The organism is Pseudoflavonifractor sp. BSD2780061688st1 E11 (assembly GCF_005844125.1).
Lineage (GTDB): Bacteria > Bacillota > Clostridia > Lachnospirales > Lachnospiraceae > Sellimonas > Sellimonas catena.
On the sequence record NZ_SPHM01000061.1, the window covers coordinates 1 to 16,696 of the forward strand.

The following is a 16,696-nucleotide window of genomic DNA, read 5'->3' on the forward strand; positions in this document are numbered from 1 at the left end:
GATACTTTTTGTTTAGCATGGCGATTTTACAGGCTTCATCACATATTTATCGGCATAACTAATTACCCGGCATTAAAGACTGATTTTGCGAGACTGCCGGTTTTGAACAGCGTAAAACATAGCAGTACGGTGTAGCCCACGCAGCTCCAGATCGCCATGATGATGTCATCTTCCAGAGCGATGTTCTGCACCAGCACAGCATAAATTGCCACGCAGACGATGATGAGAAACGCCTGAAAGCCCAGCGCCAGCAGGGAGCGCAGATAGTTCTGGCCCATGCCGCCCCATTCCTTGCCCATCATGGCAGCCATGGGGATGGGCGCAACGGATGTCACAAGGTAAATTTCAATCATACGGCCATAAATCACGATAAAGATACAGATATACAACGCCCACATGGTAATGCCAATAAAGAGGGATTGGAACCACAGTCCGAACAGCGGTCCCAGATCCATTTCCATCAGCCTCGGTTCCAGATCGGTCATAACTGAGGAAATGTCAATGGACGCATCCGAATTGATAATCCCTGCCGCCTGCGCCACTACGCTCTGCGCCATATCAAAGACGCCCATCACGATATTCCATGTATTTGTGACAATGAGGATGGCAGCGGCTGATTTGAACACCCACTTGAAAATCATCCAGGTGTCCACATCATGCAGGTTGTTCTTGTCTGCGATCATCTGGATCAGGTCTACGGTCATCACGATAGCCAGGATCACGCCTGCAATCGGCACCATGATGGAGTTGGACAGATTCTCAATCATGCTGAAAATACTGCCATTCCATCCCTGTGGGGTCTGGCCTACCTGTACGGATATATCCGCGACCTGCTGGTTTACACTGTCAAACATCCCCGAAAGGTTGCTCATAATGCCGCCCACCAGCATTTCTTTCAGCCAATTTGTCAGGGCTTCAAGTAAGAAATCCATACGGTGTCAACCTCCTTTCCGCCGCCCCCGCAAAACTGCGGGAGCGGCAAGGATTTCATACGGAGACGCTTAGACAGAGAAAAGCCCGGAGAGCAGAGGTACAAGGACCATGCCTACCACGGCTACACCAGCACCGGCCATGAGCTGCTTCATGCCCTGGCTCTTGGCGCCGGGGTTGTCGTTGCCGTAACCTTCCAGCAGGTTGATAACGCCCCAGATACCGAGACCGGCACCGAGCGCGATAACGAGGGTCTGAAGAACGGTGATTGCCTGTTCAAAAAATGCCATATAGTTTGTTAGCCGGAATCTGATTAAAAAATAGGTTTGTCATGTTTCATAGGCATACAAAAGCCGGAACAATCTGCCGCCCGGTTTCCGGGGGCATGATTCCGGCTGTCCTCCTTTTTCATTATTTTTTCTCGCGATTGTCCGCTTTGTACGCCAATGGCCCATAGAGGGCAGATGCGGCGAATAGATAAGATCACTCCCTTCTAAAGCGGAACGAAATTAAGCGCCCTTTGTGTCTACTTCATATACATCGCAGACCTCATTGGGCTTGAGTTTCAGCCTTGCGGACAAGAATGCTTCAATATCAAAAGCGTTCTTGTCATCCGCGTCGGCAGTGTACTTGAAATTGGGGTGCTTGGTGATGTCGTACTTATCCGAAAGGAAAGGACGCACACCGCGCAGCTGGAGGATACACTTGCCGCCATCCATAACAGCAAGCTCATCCTGGCTCATCAGCTCTTTCCCCAATTTTTGATAGTTGAGTGAATGGGATGTTTCCCTCCCACGGCTCTCTCCGGTGTTGTAGGTGTCGATGGTTTCCTTACCCAGCACGGCGGCCAGCTCCTTGAGAGTGGTCGGCTCCTTACCGCCCAGAAAGATGGAAGTATCCATGTTTCCGATAATGGTATCTGCGTTATCCTTATAAATCGCCTTGAGCTGACTCTGCGCCTGCAACACCAGACAGGCGGAGATCTCACGGCTTCGGATGGTGGCCACCAGCTTTTCCAACTTGGGTATCTGGCCAATGTTGGCGCACTCGTCGATCAGACAGCGCACATGAACCGGCAGTCTGCCGTCGTACACATCGTCGGCCTTTTCGCAGAGCAGGTTAAACAGCTGGGTATAACACATGGATATAAGGAAATTAAAGCTGTCATCAGTGTCACTCATGATGAGGAACAGGGCAGTTTTCCTGTCTCCCAGAGTATCCAGCTCCAGCTCATCATAAGCCGTGACCTCACGCAACTCTGCAATGTCGAACACGGCAAGGCGAGCGCCGCAGGAAATCAAAATCGACTTGGCTGTTTTTCCAGAGACGAAAAGTCAAGGACTTTTTCATCAAATTCAAAAAGAAGTCACATTTTGCGGACTTCCTCACGGAGCAGACGCTTGATTTTGTCCTCCATTGTCTCCTTGGCGGTCTCGCTGAAATGCACACGGACGATATAGGTTGTCTTGCCGATCTGCTTTCTCACAGTCGGGCAAGGGGTACTGTTGGTTGCGGTATTGTTCATTCAAAATCCTCCTGTAAATGAAAAATGCCCGGTGACTGTTCATCATCGGGCGGTGTCAGTATGAGGGAACAAGGCAAGGCGGCAACATTAAGGTATCTATAAAACCCTTGCCGTCTTTGCCACGCTTGCCGTGTTCCTGTTGTCAGTTTCGGAGATAGCAGACCCATGCGGTGCCGTCTTTCTCGGTCACAAGTCTGTCCCCGATACGGCTCTTTGCCGTTCTCATGGTGCGTGAGGAAATCCCACGCTCATTGACTGCCTTTTCCAGCTCTGCGCTCGGCATACGCTTTCCATCTGCAAGCAGTTCCAGAATGAGCATTTGCGCCTGTGCGGTCTTGCTTTCGGTCTTGGCGGTGTCCGTCCCGGCAAGAAGCTCGTCAGCGGTAATGTCATAAGCTCCTATCCATTCAAAGCCTTTCTCGTCTCCCAGAGAAAAGGCAAGGGACTGTCCGGGCGGCGCAAGGGAGCTTTTCTCATGGATAAGCACCCTTGTTGTGGGGCTGTCCTTCAGCTTACCGATAAAGAGCAGACTGCGGACTGCCGCCGTAATGTCGATAGACCCCAATCCCCGGTAGGTGCTTTGCGTTCCTGCGGCTTTGTTCAGGTGTCCAATCAGCACGATAGCGCACCCGGTAGCCTGTGCAATGTCTCCCAGACTGCGGAATATCGGGCGCACCTCGTTTGCCCTGTTCATGTCCACATCTGCGCCCAGAAACGCCTGTACCGGGTCAATGATAACCAGCCTTGCGTTGTTTTCCCGGATTGCCCTTGCTATGCGCTCATCGGCAAGGGTCAGCGGTGTGTCCCTATCGTCAATGACAAGCACTCTTTCAAGGTCTGCTTCCGCTTCCATCAGTCGGGGCTTGACGGTATCGCCCAGGCCGTCCTCTGCGGTCTGGTAGATGATGTTGAAAGGCTCAAGGGTTTCCATACCGGGCAAGGGCTTTCGGTTGGTGCAAGCCGCCGCAAGACGCATGGCAAAGTAGGTCTTGCCCTCGCCGGGGTTGCCCTGTATGATGGTCAGCTTTCCAAATGGGATATACGGAAACCATAGCCAATCCACGCTCGTCAGCTCCACATCAGCCATACGGAGCATTGGGACAGGCTGGGCGGTGGGCAGCTCTCGCATCGTGATTGTCTCGGCTATGAATTTGCGGCTGGGAATGTCCCCTTGCTGACGGAGAACATCGTTCCAGTCTTTCCTTGCCGGGACAAGGCGAATGACGGCGATCTCGCCGGGAATGTCCTGTGCCAGCCGGGTGCAGGCTTCACTTCCTGCGGTGTCGCTGTCAAGGCAGAGGAACACTTTTCGGGTGTCCTTGCGTTCAGAAAGGAAACGGTCAAGGGCTTTGCCTGAAACGCCGCCCAGGGCAAGGTAGCTCCTTGTCTGCCAGTCCTGCGGATAAAGGCAGATAAAGGACAAAAGGTCAATCGGTGCTTCAAAGACAAAGAGCTGGTTGCCGTTTCCCTCATAGTGGAACGGATAGGATTTGTCAGACCCGGCAATGTCCTGTCTGAATGGGTCTGCCGTTCCTCGCACATGGGCGTATCTCGGCGTACCGCTTCGGTCTCTGCCGACAAACACAGCATTGTGCCGCTTTGCGTCCTCGTAAATATCCCCGGAAAGAAGAAAAGCCTCAACAAGCGTTTTGTTGAGACCTCGGCTTTCGCAAAGATATTGAATTGCTCTGTCGGCTGTTCTGTTGTGCAAGGGCAAGTGAAACGCTGTGGGCGGTGCTGTGGCGGCTTCGGTCTGCCCCTCGCCGCTTTCGCCGGTCAGAAGCTGGACGGCTTCGGGAAAGGACTTGCCGTAAAACTCCATGACAAAATCAATGGGATAGCCGCCCTTGCTCTGGCTGTGTCGAAACCACTTGTTTCCACGGACGGTCAAGCTGTCATGTTCTTTCCAGCGGTATTCTCGTCCGCTTTTGATTAGCGTCTCTCCCTGTGTGCGGAGAAAATCTTCCAGACTGACGGCGTTTGCCCGGTCAATCTGCGCTTGGGTATAATTCATCGGGATAGTTCCTCCTTTTTGTGTCGTGTTTGGGGTCGATTTTGGTGCATTTGTTCCTCTGTACGCTCGTTAAATCGGGCGGCAGTATCTACACATGACTTGACCTTCCAAAGACGGTGTAAATCGTCTCTGACAGTCTTAAACTCGCCATAGGTGGTGTTGTGCGCCTGTTCCAGCTCGTCATACTCTTCGGTCAGCTTTTTCATATCCACCTTGCCGTCCGGGAACTCTCCGGTCAGCTTGCGTCTGGCGGCGTAGAACTGTTTCAGTTCCGCTTCATGCTCTGCCTTGTACTTGGCTCTGGGCTTCTCAAACTTGATTTTCTGCAAGCCGTCATAGACAGGCTTCAAGCTCTGGAAAGCAGCGGAGCTGTCATAGAGCTGCTTAATTGCTTTCATTCGGGCGGTCTGTTCGTCCAGCGTTTTCTTCAAACTCTCTGTGGCAGCACTGTGTTCGCTGACACGGCGTTCCAAATCCTCAAGGGAGTAAATGCCGTTTGCCCGGAGATAATTGAAAGTATCGTTCATCTCCTTTAGGTTGCTGATTTTGCCTTTCTGGGAATACGCCCCGGCTTTGCGCTGGGTGTAATAGGCGTTCAGCAGAGAAACAAGGTCGGGTGCCTGTGGCTTGGCAAGCTCGGCTTTCATATCCGCTATCCAGCCCATAAGCGAAGTGATTTTCTTCTTGATGTCCCGGATCACGGCGTTGGTGGCTTTGATCCAGCGGTTGAACTCGCCTTTCTCGGTGCGGATACCTTTCTTCTCCATTGCCCGGACGGTTGCGCCTTCATGGATAGTGGGAAGTAAATCCACGCCTTGCCGTTCATAGCTGCGGTGGTCGATACGAACATCAAGCCCTTTTTCCGCAAACTTGGCATTGCATAGCTCCGCCCATGTCTGCCGCCAATGTTCCAGCGTTTCGGGACTGCCCCAGTCGGTAGTGGGAACGGCATTGAAAACATACTCGCCGTTCTGGTCTCTGATACGATTTCCGTCCTCGTCCAGCTCGTACACTCGTCGTTGCTTTAGCCCCCATTTACCGTCCTGCTCGATGGGGCGGATGGGACAAAGCACATGGAAGTGTGGGTTTGGTATGCCGCCGTCCTCCCGGTCTGGCTGGTGTACGGCGAAGTCAACCACCATGCCCCGGCTCACAAAGTTCTCCAATAAAAATCGCCTTGCAAGAGCGATGTTTTCCTCAAGGGAAAATTCATTCTGCAAGGCAATGTCAAAGCTGTATGCAAGCTGGGCGTTCTTTCCACGCTCGGCTTTTTCCACGGCGTTCCATAGGGTCTGGCGGTCTGCGTATTCTGGCGGTGCATGGGACGGCAAGAGAATGTCAGAGCAGATCACGCCGCCCTTGCGGGTGTAGTCGCTGTATTCGCCGTAATACTCGCTATACAATCGCTCCCCGGCACGGTAGGCGGCAGAAGCAATAGCGGACTGTCCTGCGCTTCGCTTAGTCTGCGTGACGCTCAGATGAAATAGTGCCATCGGCTTTCAACTCCTTTTCTCTGTTCGCTTGGTTGGTGTGAGTAATCGCCATGTGACGGACGGCTCGCTGGACTTCGGACAGAGAAAAGATGTACTCCATCAGCTCTGTCATTTCGGTGCGTGTGAGATCTTTGACCTCCGGGGCAAGGCTCTCAATCGTGCCGCCCAGATTGCAAAGACGATGGGTGCGTTTCTGCCTTTCGCCTTTCTCCAGATATTTCTTTCTGTTCTCAAGACGGTTGAGCTTGTGCTTCTCCTGTGCAAGCTGCGTCTCGGCTCGTTCCTTTTCGGCTCGGAGCTGTTCAAGGGTTTTCGGTTTTGTCATTGTGATTGACCTCCTTTTTTGATTTTTGGGATAAAAAAAGACCGTCAACTTTTCGCATAGTGCGACCAGTCAACGGTCAGTTTTTCGGTATTCAGTTTTTCAAACTTGCTGGCGGCGAACAGCATTTTATGCTGTTTGCGGACGGCAAGTCCACAAGGGATAGCCGCTTTAGCGGCGCAAGGGGGTGTAGCCACCTTGACGGAACGAAGTGACGCAACATTCTCGGTCAAGCAGTTTTCTTCTGCTGACGGAGAATGAAGCTCCGCAGGACGCACGATACTCCCGATAGGAGAGTATAGAAGTGCGCCCTTTAGTTCCTAAAGGGATTTTCTTCTGACCCAAATTACATAAAATGTAGATCAAGACATTTCTAAGAGGTACTCTCAGATTTTCACAACATAAGGTTCATCTTCAATAATACCCTGATCGTGGGTAACAATGATAACCGTTTTACCTTCTTCATTGAGTTCGTGCAATAACCTCATAACAATATCTCTATTTTTCTTGTCAAGTGAGCCAGTAGGTTCATCTGCCAAAACAACAGAACATTTTTTCATCATAAGACGAGCTAAAGCAACTCTCTGTTGTTCACCACCGGAAAGCTGATAAACTTTTTTGTTAACTTCCTTTGATAACCCCACACGATTAAGAGCTTCTTTAAGTGATACTTTAGTTCGGCTTGATTTTTTAATCAAACTTAAATTTTCTTTAACTGTCTTATTTTCAAGCAGTGCAAAATTCTGAAAAAGAAACCCCACTGTATCCGCAAAAAAACTGTTTTTATTTTTAAGCCGGGTAATATTCAGCCCTTCGATTATGATACTGCCGCTATCCGGCTTTTCGATACCACCAATCATATTGAGCAAAGTGCTTTTTCCACTGCCGCTATCCCCGCTGATTACTACAAAACTTCCATCCGGAATTTCCAAATTAAAGTTGGAGAAAATTATTTTCTCTCCAAATGCTTTATTTAAGCCACGAATTATAATCATAAACATCCACCTTTCAAGGACTTTGAGATATTTGTTTTTTCAACCCACATAACATTTGTGAAAATGATTGCCATTTCAATAATGGTGAGCAATGCTCCAACCAGTAAAGCAATCCCGACACTTGCGTTAGATATAAAAAGCGAAACAATGCAAATCAATATCACAACGGCTATATTTTCTAAGAGATTAACGGAAATAAATCTTTTGTGCCTTTCATAAAAGCGATAGCCCAAAACCTTTTTGAGGGAGATTTCCATCGCATTAAGTCTAAATTCCATTTTCACTTCAGATATGATGATAGCGATATCTAACAGCAATACTAATACGCAAAGAGAGCTTATAAAGCCAATCAGTTTCACGAGGAAACTATGACTATAAGTATAATCCTCCCCGACATTCGTCAGCATAAAATAGTGTGGACCAAGCTGTTCTGCATATTTTTTCGCAGCATTACGAATTGTGCTTTCATCGCATCCGTAGATCACCTCACCATTATATGTTCCTGTTTCGATATAACTTCCATTCAAAGCAACAGCCTCATTTGCCTGATAAATAACAATCGGATTTGTTGCTCTTGACAATCCGTCAATAGCCTCTTCTCTGTTCGAATTGAGATAATAAAATTGCTCTCTGCCAGAATATTCTTTATAAACAACACGCAGTTCTTCTGCATTTTGGGTAAGAGAGTCAATTTCCTCTTTTGCGATATCTTTGTATGATTCCGCATTTTTTCCCTTTGGCACGAAGACCACGATATCCTCTTTTTCATCATCTTCAGTAAGCATATCAGAAAACCCTTGCAGCATATCTCTGGCATTATGATTTACAAAAATATAATTATCCGTATCGCTTATCCGGCTGCCTATGCAGACCACCGGATTTATAGTGTTGTATTCATTTTCGTAAAGGTCATTCCAAAATTCGCTCTCTTTGGATTCCTCCTCATTTTCTTCAAAAGGAGGTTCAATCTGCATAACTCCAAAATAGTAATCATTATAATGATTTTCTAAAAGAGTAGTGTTTGTAAGTAAATTACCTTGAATGCTACTGAGATTTGTAGTTATTGTAAAAATCGTCATAGCAGTAGCAAATACTTTAAGACCGTTCAGAAGATAAAACATACCTTTTTTATCTGAAGCATTGGCAAAGGCTTTTTTTACATCAAAGCGGACAAAAGCAGCATAAGGAATTACGGAAAGAACTGCTCCGGCACAATACACTGCCAAAATGAGATGATCTTCATACGCTCCCGATATAAATTGAGAAACAAGCAACTTTGCTAAGACGAATAATGCAGCATATGAAATCATATCAGCCACTACAGCTTTTAGAGCAATCACAGCAGCATTTTCGCCCAGAGAAGCTCGTACAACTACTTCCTTTTGTCTGCGTATCACCTCAATCATATTAAGTACAATCATCAATATGGCAACCAGGCCCCAAACAATGAACATCATATCAGTTTCGGTTGATTGCCAAAACTCTGGCTGCGATATAGAATATTCTTTTGCCAAATCTTGATATGTGGCAATAATGTCATCATCGTCACCGATATAGCTGACCATTATTTCCTGTCCATTGCCTGTGTTTTTTGCTTCTCTAAAATCTTCAAATTCTATTACGGTGATTCCGCCTATCAAAGCCGTATATGTTTTTTCCTCAATATCCATTGTGCTTTTAAGACTATCCCGAACAACGGTATCATCACCATAAATATAAAGTCTTGTCTGATAATTAGAAACTCTCTGATTAAAAGTCGAAAAAATATGAACACCATGCTTCTCAGCTGTATCTTCTGCATTGGCTAAAAATGAATCCATATCGTCATTAGTAGTTGTGTATCTGGACGATAAATAATAAGCACCATTAAAGTTCCAGAGCATATTTTGATATACTTCAGCTTGCATAACAAAAGCAAAAATAATCGTAATCAACAGCAATATATTTCTTATATGTTTCATTTAAAATTCTTAAACCTCCTTTGAATAGGTAACAGACACACGATTGCCCAAAATACTAATATGGATTTTTTCATACAACCACATTCTCTTGTTAGATTCTAATTTTCCGTTTTCTTTATTCGCATAAATTGTACCATAAAACTCGTGAACAATTCTACCGCAACTTTGGACTACATGAGAAAAGTCCGAACAGTTTTCTGCCCGGACTTCCTCGCTCAATCATAAATCAATTCCACTTTCACAATCTCCTCTGCCTGTGCCTTGCAAGCGTTCATCTGCCGCACCCATTCCATTTGGTTTTCGGCTTTCAGTTGCTCGGTCACGCCGTTTTGCTCTGCCAGTGACCGCACGATCAGCTCCATGCGGTTTCGTGCTGTTTCGTCAATCTCGGCGCAATGCTCAAAGAGCTTGTCGGATAGCACCAGCTCATTGAACAGTATCGGACGGTGCATTTCCAGATACGCCTTGCGAAGTCTGCCGTAGTGTCCGAGGGGCTTGGTCTTGCGGATAATGATGTTTGGGATAAGATAATCGCCGTTCTGTGTGTAAGTGATATTCATGCTGTTTGTACTCCTTTCATCGGCTCTCTCTGCGGTAAACTGCTGACAGGGACGAACACGCCCTTTGCAATGTCCTCCGCACGAATGGCGGCTTTCTTGGCTTCGATTTCTGCCTTTTTCCGCTTTTTGATTTTGTCCTCGTATCGCTTCTGTGCTCCGCTGGCTTTCCGCTTCAAGTAGTTCTGGTGGAGCCTGTCCTTGCGTTCCTCACGCTTGCGGATTTCCTCTAATTCCTCCGGGGTAAGCTCCACTTCGCCAAACGCAGGGGGAACGAAACGACCCACGAAATTGAAGTAAATCTCGACCTCCTGTGTGGTCTGAATACTGCCCTTGCGGTCACGCTCATGCACAAGGATTTTCTCAATAAACTCATTGAGCATGGCAATCGTCAGCTTGTCGAAGTTCTCATACTTGTCAATCAGAGCGATAAAACGGTCAGCGTCCTTTTCGTGCTTCTCGTAGCTCTTGATAGCCTTTTCCAGAACAGAGATTTCAGCGGTAAGCTCGGTCTGCTCCTTTTCATATTGAGCGTCCAGAGTGGCATATCTGCTGTCAGACAGCTTTCCTAAAATGTTGTCCTCATAGATTTTGCAGAGCAGGACTTCCAGCTCGGAAACTCTCTGCTTTGCGGTGGCAAGGCGTATCCGCTGTTTCTTGACCTCTGCCGTCTGCTGGCTGGACTGCGCTTCCTGCACCACTCGGACAAACTCGGCTCTGTCATGCTTCGCATACTCGGCAATAGCTTTGAGCATTTCGGAAACAAGGGACAGTACCACATCTTCATTGATACGGTGCTGTGTCGTGCAGAGCTTTCCAACTGGGACTTTGCTGTATTGGGAACAGGTATATTGAGAAATACGCTTGCCGTTGTTGGTACGGTGGACATACATCTTGCCGCCGCAATCGGCACAATAAAGCAAGCCTGTGAGGGGAGCTGCTTCGCCCCAGCCGTCCGGGTAGCGTCTGACATTCCCACGGATTTTCTGCACAAGGTCAAAGGTCTGCTGGTCAATGATAGCTTCATGGGTATTCTCGAAAATTGTCCATTCGTCCTCCGGGACATAATGGCTTTTCTTGTCCTTGAAGTGCTTTCGGGTCTTGAAGTTGATGGTGTGTCCCAGATATTCACGCTTTTCAAGAATGTTGCAGATGGTGGAAGAACCCCAGCCGTACACATCTTTGAAGGTCTTATTTTTGTTCACGCCCTCGCCGTGCCGGGCAAGGTAAGCGGACGGAATGAGGACTTTTTCTTCTTTCAGCTTGCTGGCGATCTGATACGGACCGTAGCCGTCAATCGTCATGGCAAAGATGCGCTTGACCACCTCGGCGGCTTCGGGGTCAACCAACCATTGGTCTCTGGCTTCGTTCCAAAGATAGCCGTAAATGACCGTGCCTGTGAGGTGCTTGCCGGACTTGCCTTTGGACTGGAAAGTGGAACGGATTTTACGGCTGGTGTCTCTGGCGTAGTATTCGTTCATAATGTTGCGGAAAGGGGTAAAATCATCGTCCCCTCTGGCACTGTCCACGCCGTCATTGATGGCGATAAGGCGAACGCCACGCTGACGCAGGATTTCCATAATCTGACCGACTTTCAGATAGTCACGACCCATGCGGCTCATGTCCTTGATGCACAAATACTCCACATTCCCGGCTTCCACTTCTTTCATCATTGCTAAAAATCCGGGACGGTCAAAGCAAGTACCACTAATGCCATCGTCCGTGAAATGGACAATGTTTGTAAAGCCCTGCCGTGCGGCGAACTCCTCCAACATTGCCTTTTGATTGGATATGGAATTGCTCTCACGCTGTTGGTCATCATCTTTGCCAAAGTCATCACGGCTCAGTCGTTCGTACAGAGCTGTGATTTTCTCATTTTTTCTCATAACTTGCGCTCCTTTCTTCGGTTTTAGGTTGTGTGTTCTAAGAGACTTCCCAACCGCTTGATTAAGAAGTCTTTTAGAGCATACAACACCGGCAGCCAGCTTGTACTTCTTGTACTGACGGACGGCGAAGTGGTTGGGCTTCTCGGCTTCCAGTGCATCAAACATCAGGTCTACGGGGTTTTTGAACTCCTCGTCATCCTCCCGGACTTCCATGGCGTTGATGAACTCGATGAGGGTAGAGAAATTCTGCTCCTCTACCGGGGCCTCATAGTGGATATACCCAATCAGCGCGCAATACAGCAAGGTCTCTGCTTTGACCCAAAAATCGTCCCCGGCCTTGCCTTCGCCTTTGGTATTGGCGATCAGCGTTGTGACCAGCTTCAAGATGTCCTTTTCGCTATGGATATAGGCGAAAGGGTTATAGTGCATTGATTTTCGGAAGTTGATGGTATTGAGGACCTTGATGCGGTACGGCTCATAAATGACCTTGCCGTGCTTATCCTTCATGGGCTTTCCGTCCTTTCCCAGTTTGGGTGCGCCCCTTTGGAGCATTTTCCCGCACTCCACCAAAATGGTTCCCTTCGGGTCTGTGACCACATAAGAACTGTGCATCTGCATCAAATTCGGTTTGAGCCAGAAGCGGGTCTTACCGGAACCGGAGCCGCCGATCACCAGCACATTTTTGTTTCTGGCGGTCTTTGGGTCCTTGGGGCGGCTGTTCATGGTCAGGCTTTCGGTTTTGGTCAGAATCACATTGTTCTGGAACACCGGGTCGATGTAGGGAGCAATATCCTCACGGGTTCCCCAACGGGCAGAGCCATACTCCATGCCGTGACGGTACTTCTTGGCGTTTTTACTTTTGAGATACACCGCCAGACGCAGGCCAGCACCGCAGCACAGCCCCACCAGCAGATCCAACGGATGCAGGCTGGGCCAGAAACTTTGCAGCGCCCCAGGCAGGACAGCAAACAGGGAAAGGAATTTCTCCGAAGCATTTGCCCCCTGAGCCAGTCGCCATGCCTCCCCAAAGTTAGTAGCAAACAGCCCCATCAGGAGATAAGGCAGGTTCAGCAAAACGAGCTTTTTGATGTCAAACTGCTTTTTCATCGTTCCAGCTCCTTTCGCTTGGTGCGGTCCACCACGGCATTTTTGATCATCTCTTTGAACTGACTGAGTTTTGCTAGCACAGACGGGCGTTCCGTTTTCTTGGCCTTCTTGACCTTTTTGCTGGTGTACTCGGTAAATGCAGCGGTCAGCGCATCGGCGTCACGGCCTTTGAAAAAGATCAGGTACTTGGGCGGGGAGCTGCTGCGGTCTTTCTTCACCGCATAATCCACACCATATTTCCGGGCGATCTTCTCAAATTCCTTGATGGAAGGGTCTGTGATCTCGATATTGGAGATCCCCTGATTCTGACCAATGAGCTGCTTGACGGTCTGTTTGCCGTGGGGTGTCACAGGGGCGTCACGGCTTCTCTGCTTTTGCAGCTTCTTTTCCTTGCAGTGGGCCATGTACTTGCTAATGGCGGCTTTGAGCAGCCTGCCGGTGAACTTTGTTCCGCTGACAACCAGCGTTAAAGTCCTGTTTTCCACTTCTTCCTGCATTTTCATCGCCTCCTTTCCACAAAATGTGCAGGGGTGGTGCATTTATTTCTAAGGCGGGACCACCAGCCGCCGGAGAAAATAGTGATTTATCATATCACCATCAGGATACTGTCTCGCAGTTCGGCAAAATACAGCTTGCCTTGCGGAGTTATCAGCGTATAAGAACCGGTATGTCCGTGATTGCAGTAGTCCTTTACACAAAACAGCCCTTCATTGGCTGGCTTTGCATAGGGCAGTACATTGCCGGACGCAGTGCGGTACACAAAACGCTTTTCCAGAAGAAATCGGACAAAGCGGCGTTCCGGTACATCAAGCTCTTTGGCAGTAGTTCTGAGATTGGTGCTATGCTCCAAATCAATGAACAGGTCATAGAAAGCGGCTTTACCCTCCAGCTGTGCGTTTGCTATGCGCAGAGATACATTCTCCTCTCGCTCAGCCAGAAGATCCGAGCAGAGCTTGAGCAGCGCCTCCGGTGAAGTAGCTACTTCCCATAGCTTTTCTTTTGTGAGATAGGCCCCATGCTTGCGAATGGTAGGAAGAACCTCGTCAAAGACCCATTGCTCAAATCGTTCTGCTGATGGCAATTTACTGTGGACAATCAAACGATACAGATTTCCTTCACTGATGAATTTAGCTTTCTGTTCACGCCCCAAATTATCGGTGAGGTGGTAAAACGCCACCCCATCTTCTCTGCAATGTGTCTTTAGGGCGTTTACTGTATCTTTGTACCCCAGCGATTTTGCAACATCAGCGCCGCAGAACAGGTATTTCCCATTTTCCTCGACTATTCGAATGCTTCCAAACTCTGGACTATTGAAAATTTCAATCTGATTCATGCTGTGCCTCCTTTGGTGTAATACAAAAGCGGCTGATTACCAGCCGCCTGCGTGCATATCGTGATTTACCAGTGAAGTGTAGTGGTTATTCATGGTGGTAGGAGCGTTGAACAGCACTGCAAGCAGGTACTGCTTGATGTTGCGTACCTGGGTGGTGTTCTTTTGCAGACAGTCCATGACAAACTCGATGTGAGAGCTGTCCAGCTTCAAAAAGCGGGAGCGTACAATCTCGTGAGGAAAGTCCGCACCAGAGATCCGGGTGGTCTTTCGTTTGGCACAGACCGTTTCTACCAATAGCTCTACAATCTCATTCAGGTCATCCAGGTAGAGAGGATAACGCTGCTTCAGACAGTCATACTCGATATTCTCCAAAATCAATTCCCGATAATTTTCTATCTCTGTGACAGACATCGCATCCCTTCCTTTCCGTTCCGGCGGTATTGCCGCCGCTGTTTCCCGGAAGGGAATGGAATCGGTATTTGATCCATGAGTATTTTGTTTTTGGGTATTTGATTTCTTAGTATTTAATTGTGTTGGATTTTCCGGTAACGGATTTACCGCTGACGGGTTTACCGTTATCGGGTTTTCCGACGACGGCTTATCCAACATCGGTTCTCCCTCGATGGGACGCTCAAAAATGGTATACTCATTGGCTGCGAATTTACCAGAAGCATCAGTTGTCTGTCTGCGCCGAATGTATCCGGCTGTTTCAAGCTCATTGACAGCAGAGCGGATTGCATCTTTGCTTTCTCGATTGATATAGCTGAGTCCTGACAGCGTATAATCCCAGTCATCAGGCAGAGATAACATCTGTGACAAGAGCCCCTTTGCCTTCAAAGAAAGCCGTTTATCCTTTAGATGGAAATTGCTCATAACCGTGTAATCGCCAGTGCGTTCTACACGAAAAACAGCCATTTACTTCACTCCTTTCATTTCTCAGGTATGAAAAAAGCCGCAATTCATAAGAGAATTGTGGCAGCGGTTAGGGTCTGTCTGTATCTTTTTTCTTGCGTCGGTAGGGGCGTTTTGGCATTGGTGGTTTATCAAACAGATCCCTTTCCTGAGAAAATGGTAAGGTTTGAAAAACACGGTCAATCTCGGTGGATTCCATATCACGCTGTGAGCGGCAATCTTCTTGAATAGCTTCTCGGATTTCTCTTACAGTACACATATTCATTCCTTTCCTTTCGTTGTATCGGTTATGAACGACGGTGTTTTTTAGGCTTGAAGTCGAGAATATGCCCCTCAATAACATGAGCATATCTCTTAATTTTGATTTCTCGACGCTGCTGGCTTTGCAGAGCTGACTGATACCCGTCCTCTGTGAGAAAAAGCCTCATTTCGTCACCGGGTTCTCCATAAGCAGTAGGGCGCAAGACAGTAAACTCAATCATCCAGCAAGTGCTGTCCCAAAATCGCTCCACTGCAAGAATGTTGTGGCCTTTCAGCTCCCTTGCTGCAATATCTTTCATAGGCTCTCCCTTCATCGTTCCTGATCTCGTTGGCGTTTTTTCTGCCATTGTTCCAGCAGTTTAATAATGGTTTCCTGCATTTTGGCCGGTGTATAGCTTTTGGGGAAATACTTTCGCAAGGTATCGCTGCTCAAGGTCACTTTATCCAGATCACCCTTTTTTTCCTCTGACATGATGGCAAGCATCACATCTTCTGACAATTTCCCGTCCTGGCTGAACTTTTTCATTCGCTGAGCCTGAGAAAGAGAAGGGGTGGCCTGCTCATAGTCCATTGTTTCCACCAGCATTTGCTGTTCGTCCGGTTTCAAAAAAGAGAGTTCATAGGCTGGATTAAATGCGATTTTCTTTTCATCCACCATATCCAAAAGCTCTGGAATCAGCTCAGTCAAACGAACATATCGCATTACCTGAATACCGCTTCGTTCACCGGCTTCTTTTGCCACCTGGTCTCTGGCGCTCAACTTCTGTTCAACTTGAACAGAAGTCAGGTCTGTTCTTGCTCCTTGATGTTTAATGGCTTCCAGCTTCATTTTGTAGGCAAAAGCCCTTTCACTGGGGAGCAGATTTTCTCGCTGCAAATTGCTGTCAACCATAATAATTGTGGCAGCATCGTCATCCAAGTCGCGCACAATGACAGGCATGGTTTCTTTTCCGGCCAATTCGCTGGCTCTGCGGCGTCTGTGACCGGCTACCAGCTCATAACCGCCATCAGGCAGTGGTCTGGCAATCGCAGGAACCAAAACTCCATACTTTTTGATGCTGTCTGCGGTTTCTAACATTGCATCATCATCCTTGACCTTGAAGGGGTGATCCTTGAACGGATGCAGTTCAGATAGGGGAATTTCCTGAATTTTTTCCAGTTGCTCGTCTTGCCGACTTTCTTCAGTAGAAAACAGGTCATCTACTGAGGCCAGCTCTATTTTTTTCGCGCTGCTTTTCAAGTTTCAATACCTCCTCGTATTATAAAAGAGTAGTAGGTAATTGCGAAACTCCTTCGTAAACTTGAAGCAAAACAAGGAAAATTCGTACAGGGAAGGAGTTTTGGAATGAAAAGTGGATAACCGGATATTTTAGGCGCACTTTAATAAGCTATCTGCTTTA

General features: G+C 47.9%; 16 protein-coding genes and 1 pseudogene. All 17 read right to left on the reverse strand.

Annotated elements, in window-relative coordinates:
- Positions 1-62: 62 nt before the first annotated feature.
- Positions 63-932, reverse strand: coding sequence for a VirB6/TrbL-like conjugal transfer protein, CD1112 family (locus tag FGQ85_RS17090; RefSeq protein WP_138374075.1), 870 nt, complete (start codon positions 930-932; stop codon positions 63-65).
- Between the two features lie 69 nt (positions 933-1,001).
- Complete coding sequence (locus FGQ85_RS17095) at positions 1,002-1,220, reverse strand: Maff2 family mobile element protein (protein ID WP_003525154.1); 219 nt, start codon at positions 1,218-1,220, stop codon at positions 1,002-1,004.
- A gap of 219 nt (positions 1,221-1,439) precedes the next feature.
- Positions 1,440-2,255, reverse strand: a pseudogene (locus tag FGQ85_RS17100) (TraM recognition domain-containing protein); the annotation flags it as partial.
- Between the two features lie 41 nt (positions 2,256-2,296).
- Entirely contained in the window at positions 2,297-2,455 is a 159-nt protein-coding gene (locus FGQ85_RS17105) for a transposon-encoded TnpW family protein (protein ID WP_002593332.1), read from the reverse strand.
- A 142-nt stretch (positions 2,456-2,597) separates the two neighbouring features.
- Positions 2,598-4,469: an AAA family ATPase gene (locus FGQ85_RS17110; protein ID WP_021682896.1), complete on the reverse strand. Its 1,872-nt coding sequence runs from the start codon at positions 4,467-4,469 to the stop codon at positions 2,598-2,600.
- A complete protein-coding gene (mobQ, locus tag FGQ85_RS17115; protein ID WP_015524580.1) occupies positions 4,466-5,962 on the reverse strand; it encodes a MobQ family relaxase in 1,497 nt (498 codons plus the stop codon). Before mobQ ends, FGQ85_RS17110 begins: the two co-directional genes overlap by 4 nt.
- A complete protein-coding gene (locus tag FGQ85_RS17120; protein ID WP_015524579.1) occupies positions 5,928-6,287 on the reverse strand; it encodes a DUF3847 domain-containing protein in 360 nt (119 codons plus the stop codon). The genes mobQ and FGQ85_RS17120 overlap by 35 nt, the downstream gene beginning before the upstream one ends.
- 383 nt (positions 6,288-6,670) lie before the next feature.
- A complete protein-coding gene (locus tag FGQ85_RS17130) occupies positions 6,671-7,279 on the reverse strand; it encodes an ATP-binding cassette domain-containing protein (protein WP_002593328.1) in 609 nt (202 codons plus the stop codon).
- Complete coding sequence (locus tag FGQ85_RS17135) at positions 7,276-9,240, reverse strand: DUF1430 domain-containing protein (RefSeq protein ID WP_002593327.1); 1,965 nt, start codon at positions 9,238-9,240, stop codon at positions 7,276-7,278. The genes FGQ85_RS17130 and FGQ85_RS17135 overlap by 4 nt, the downstream gene beginning before the upstream one ends.
- A gap of 215 nt (positions 9,241-9,455) precedes the next feature.
- Entirely contained in the window at positions 9,456-9,800 is a 345-nt protein-coding gene (locus tag FGQ85_RS17145) for a TnpV protein (RefSeq protein WP_002593326.1), read from the reverse strand.
- Positions 9,797-12,790 carry a DUF4368 domain-containing protein gene (locus tag FGQ85_RS17150; RefSeq protein WP_138374076.1) on the reverse strand — a complete coding sequence of 998 codons (2,994 nt, stop codon included), beginning with the start codon at positions 12,788-12,790 and terminating at the stop codon, positions 9,797-9,799. Before FGQ85_RS17150 ends, FGQ85_RS17145 begins: the two co-directional genes overlap by 4 nt.
- Positions 12,787-13,287, reverse strand: a complete 501-nt coding sequence (locus tag FGQ85_RS17155) for a PcfB family protein (protein ID WP_138310255.1) — start codon at positions 13,285-13,287, stop codon at positions 12,787-12,789. The genes FGQ85_RS17150 and FGQ85_RS17155 overlap by 4 nt, the downstream gene beginning before the upstream one ends.
- Before the next feature lie 89 nt (positions 13,288-13,376).
- Entirely contained in the window at positions 13,377-14,123 is a 747-nt protein-coding gene (locus FGQ85_RS17160; protein ID WP_002569245.1) for a phage antirepressor KilAC domain-containing protein, read from the reverse strand.
- A gap of 36 nt (positions 14,124-14,159) precedes the next feature.
- Positions 14,160-15,038 (reverse strand): DUF6017 domain-containing protein, encoded by an 879-nt coding sequence (locus FGQ85_RS17165; protein ID WP_002569246.1) that lies wholly within the window; start codon positions 15,036-15,038, stop codon positions 14,160-14,162.
- Between the two features lie 67 nt (positions 15,039-15,105).
- Positions 15,106-15,294: a hypothetical protein gene (locus FGQ85_RS17170; protein ID WP_006059571.1), complete on the reverse strand. Its 189-nt coding sequence runs from the start codon at positions 15,292-15,294 to the stop codon at positions 15,106-15,108.
- Positions 15,295-15,322: 28 nt separating this feature from the next.
- Positions 15,323-15,595: a DUF5720 family protein gene (locus FGQ85_RS17175; RefSeq protein WP_002589068.1), complete on the reverse strand. Its 273-nt coding sequence runs from the start codon at positions 15,593-15,595 to the stop codon at positions 15,323-15,325.
- Between the two features lie 11 nt (positions 15,596-15,606).
- Positions 15,607-16,536, reverse strand: coding sequence for a ParB/RepB/Spo0J family partition protein (locus tag FGQ85_RS17180; protein ID WP_138310256.1), 930 nt, complete (start codon positions 16,534-16,536; stop codon positions 15,607-15,609).
- Positions 16,537-16,696: the final 160 nt, after the last annotated feature.

What these genes read in the sequence shown, in the direction of transcription:
- FGQ85_RS17165 (WP_002569246.1), bottom strand. Translation starts at nt 15,038, where the DNA reads ATGGCTGTTTTTCGTGTAGAACGCACTGGCGATTACACGGTTATGAGC.
- mobQ (WP_015524580.1), bottom strand. Translation starts at nt 5,962, where the DNA reads ATGGCACTATTTCATCTGAGCGTCACGCAGACTAAGCGAAGCGCAGGA.
- FGQ85_RS17130 (WP_002593328.1), bottom strand. Translation starts at nt 7,279, where the DNA reads ATGATTATAATTCGTGGCTTAAATAAAGCATTTGGAGAGAAAATAATT.
- FGQ85_RS17155 (WP_138310255.1), bottom strand. Translation starts at nt 13,287, where the DNA reads ATGCAGGAAGAAGTGGAAAACAGGACTTTAACGCTGGTTGTCAGCGGA.
- FGQ85_RS17175 (WP_002589068.1), bottom strand. Translation starts at nt 15,595, where the DNA reads ATGAAAGATATTGCAGCAAGGGAGCTGAAAGGCCACAACATTCTTGCA.
- FGQ85_RS17145 (WP_002593326.1), bottom strand. Translation starts at nt 9,800, where the DNA reads ATGAATATCACTTACACACAGAACGGCGATTATCTTATCCCAAACATC.
- FGQ85_RS17120 (WP_015524579.1), bottom strand. Translation starts at nt 6,287, where the DNA reads ATGACAAAACCGAAAACCCTTGAACAGCTCCGAGCCGAAAAGGAACGA.
- FGQ85_RS17160 (WP_002569245.1), bottom strand. Translation starts at nt 14,123, where the DNA reads ATGAATCAGATTGAAATTTTCAATAGTCCAGAGTTTGGAAGCATTCGA.
- FGQ85_RS17170 (WP_006059571.1), bottom strand. Translation starts at nt 15,294, where the DNA reads ATGTGTACTGTAAGAGAAATCCGAGAAGCTATTCAAGAAGATTGCCGC.
- FGQ85_RS17090 (WP_138374075.1), bottom strand. Translation starts at nt 932, where the DNA reads ATGGATTTCTTACTTGAAGCCCTGACAAATTGGCTGAAAGAAATGCTG.
- FGQ85_RS17135 (WP_002593327.1), bottom strand. Translation starts at nt 9,240, where the DNA reads ATGAAACATATAAGAAATATATTGCTGTTGATTACGATTATTTTTGCT.
- FGQ85_RS17150 (WP_138374076.1), bottom strand. Translation starts at nt 12,790, where the DNA reads ATGAAAAAGCAGTTTGACATCAAAAAGCTCGTTTTGCTGAACCTGCCT.
- FGQ85_RS17105 (WP_002593332.1), bottom strand. Translation starts at nt 2,455, where the DNA reads ATGAACAATACCGCAACCAACAGTACCCCTTGCCCGACTGTGAGAAAG.
- FGQ85_RS17095 (WP_003525154.1), bottom strand. Translation starts at nt 1,220, where the DNA reads ATGGCATTTTTTGAACAGGCAATCACCGTTCTTCAGACCCTCGTTATC.
- FGQ85_RS17110 (WP_021682896.1), bottom strand. Translation starts at nt 4,469, where the DNA reads ATGAATTATACCCAAGCGCAGATTGACCGGGCAAACGCCGTCAGTCTG.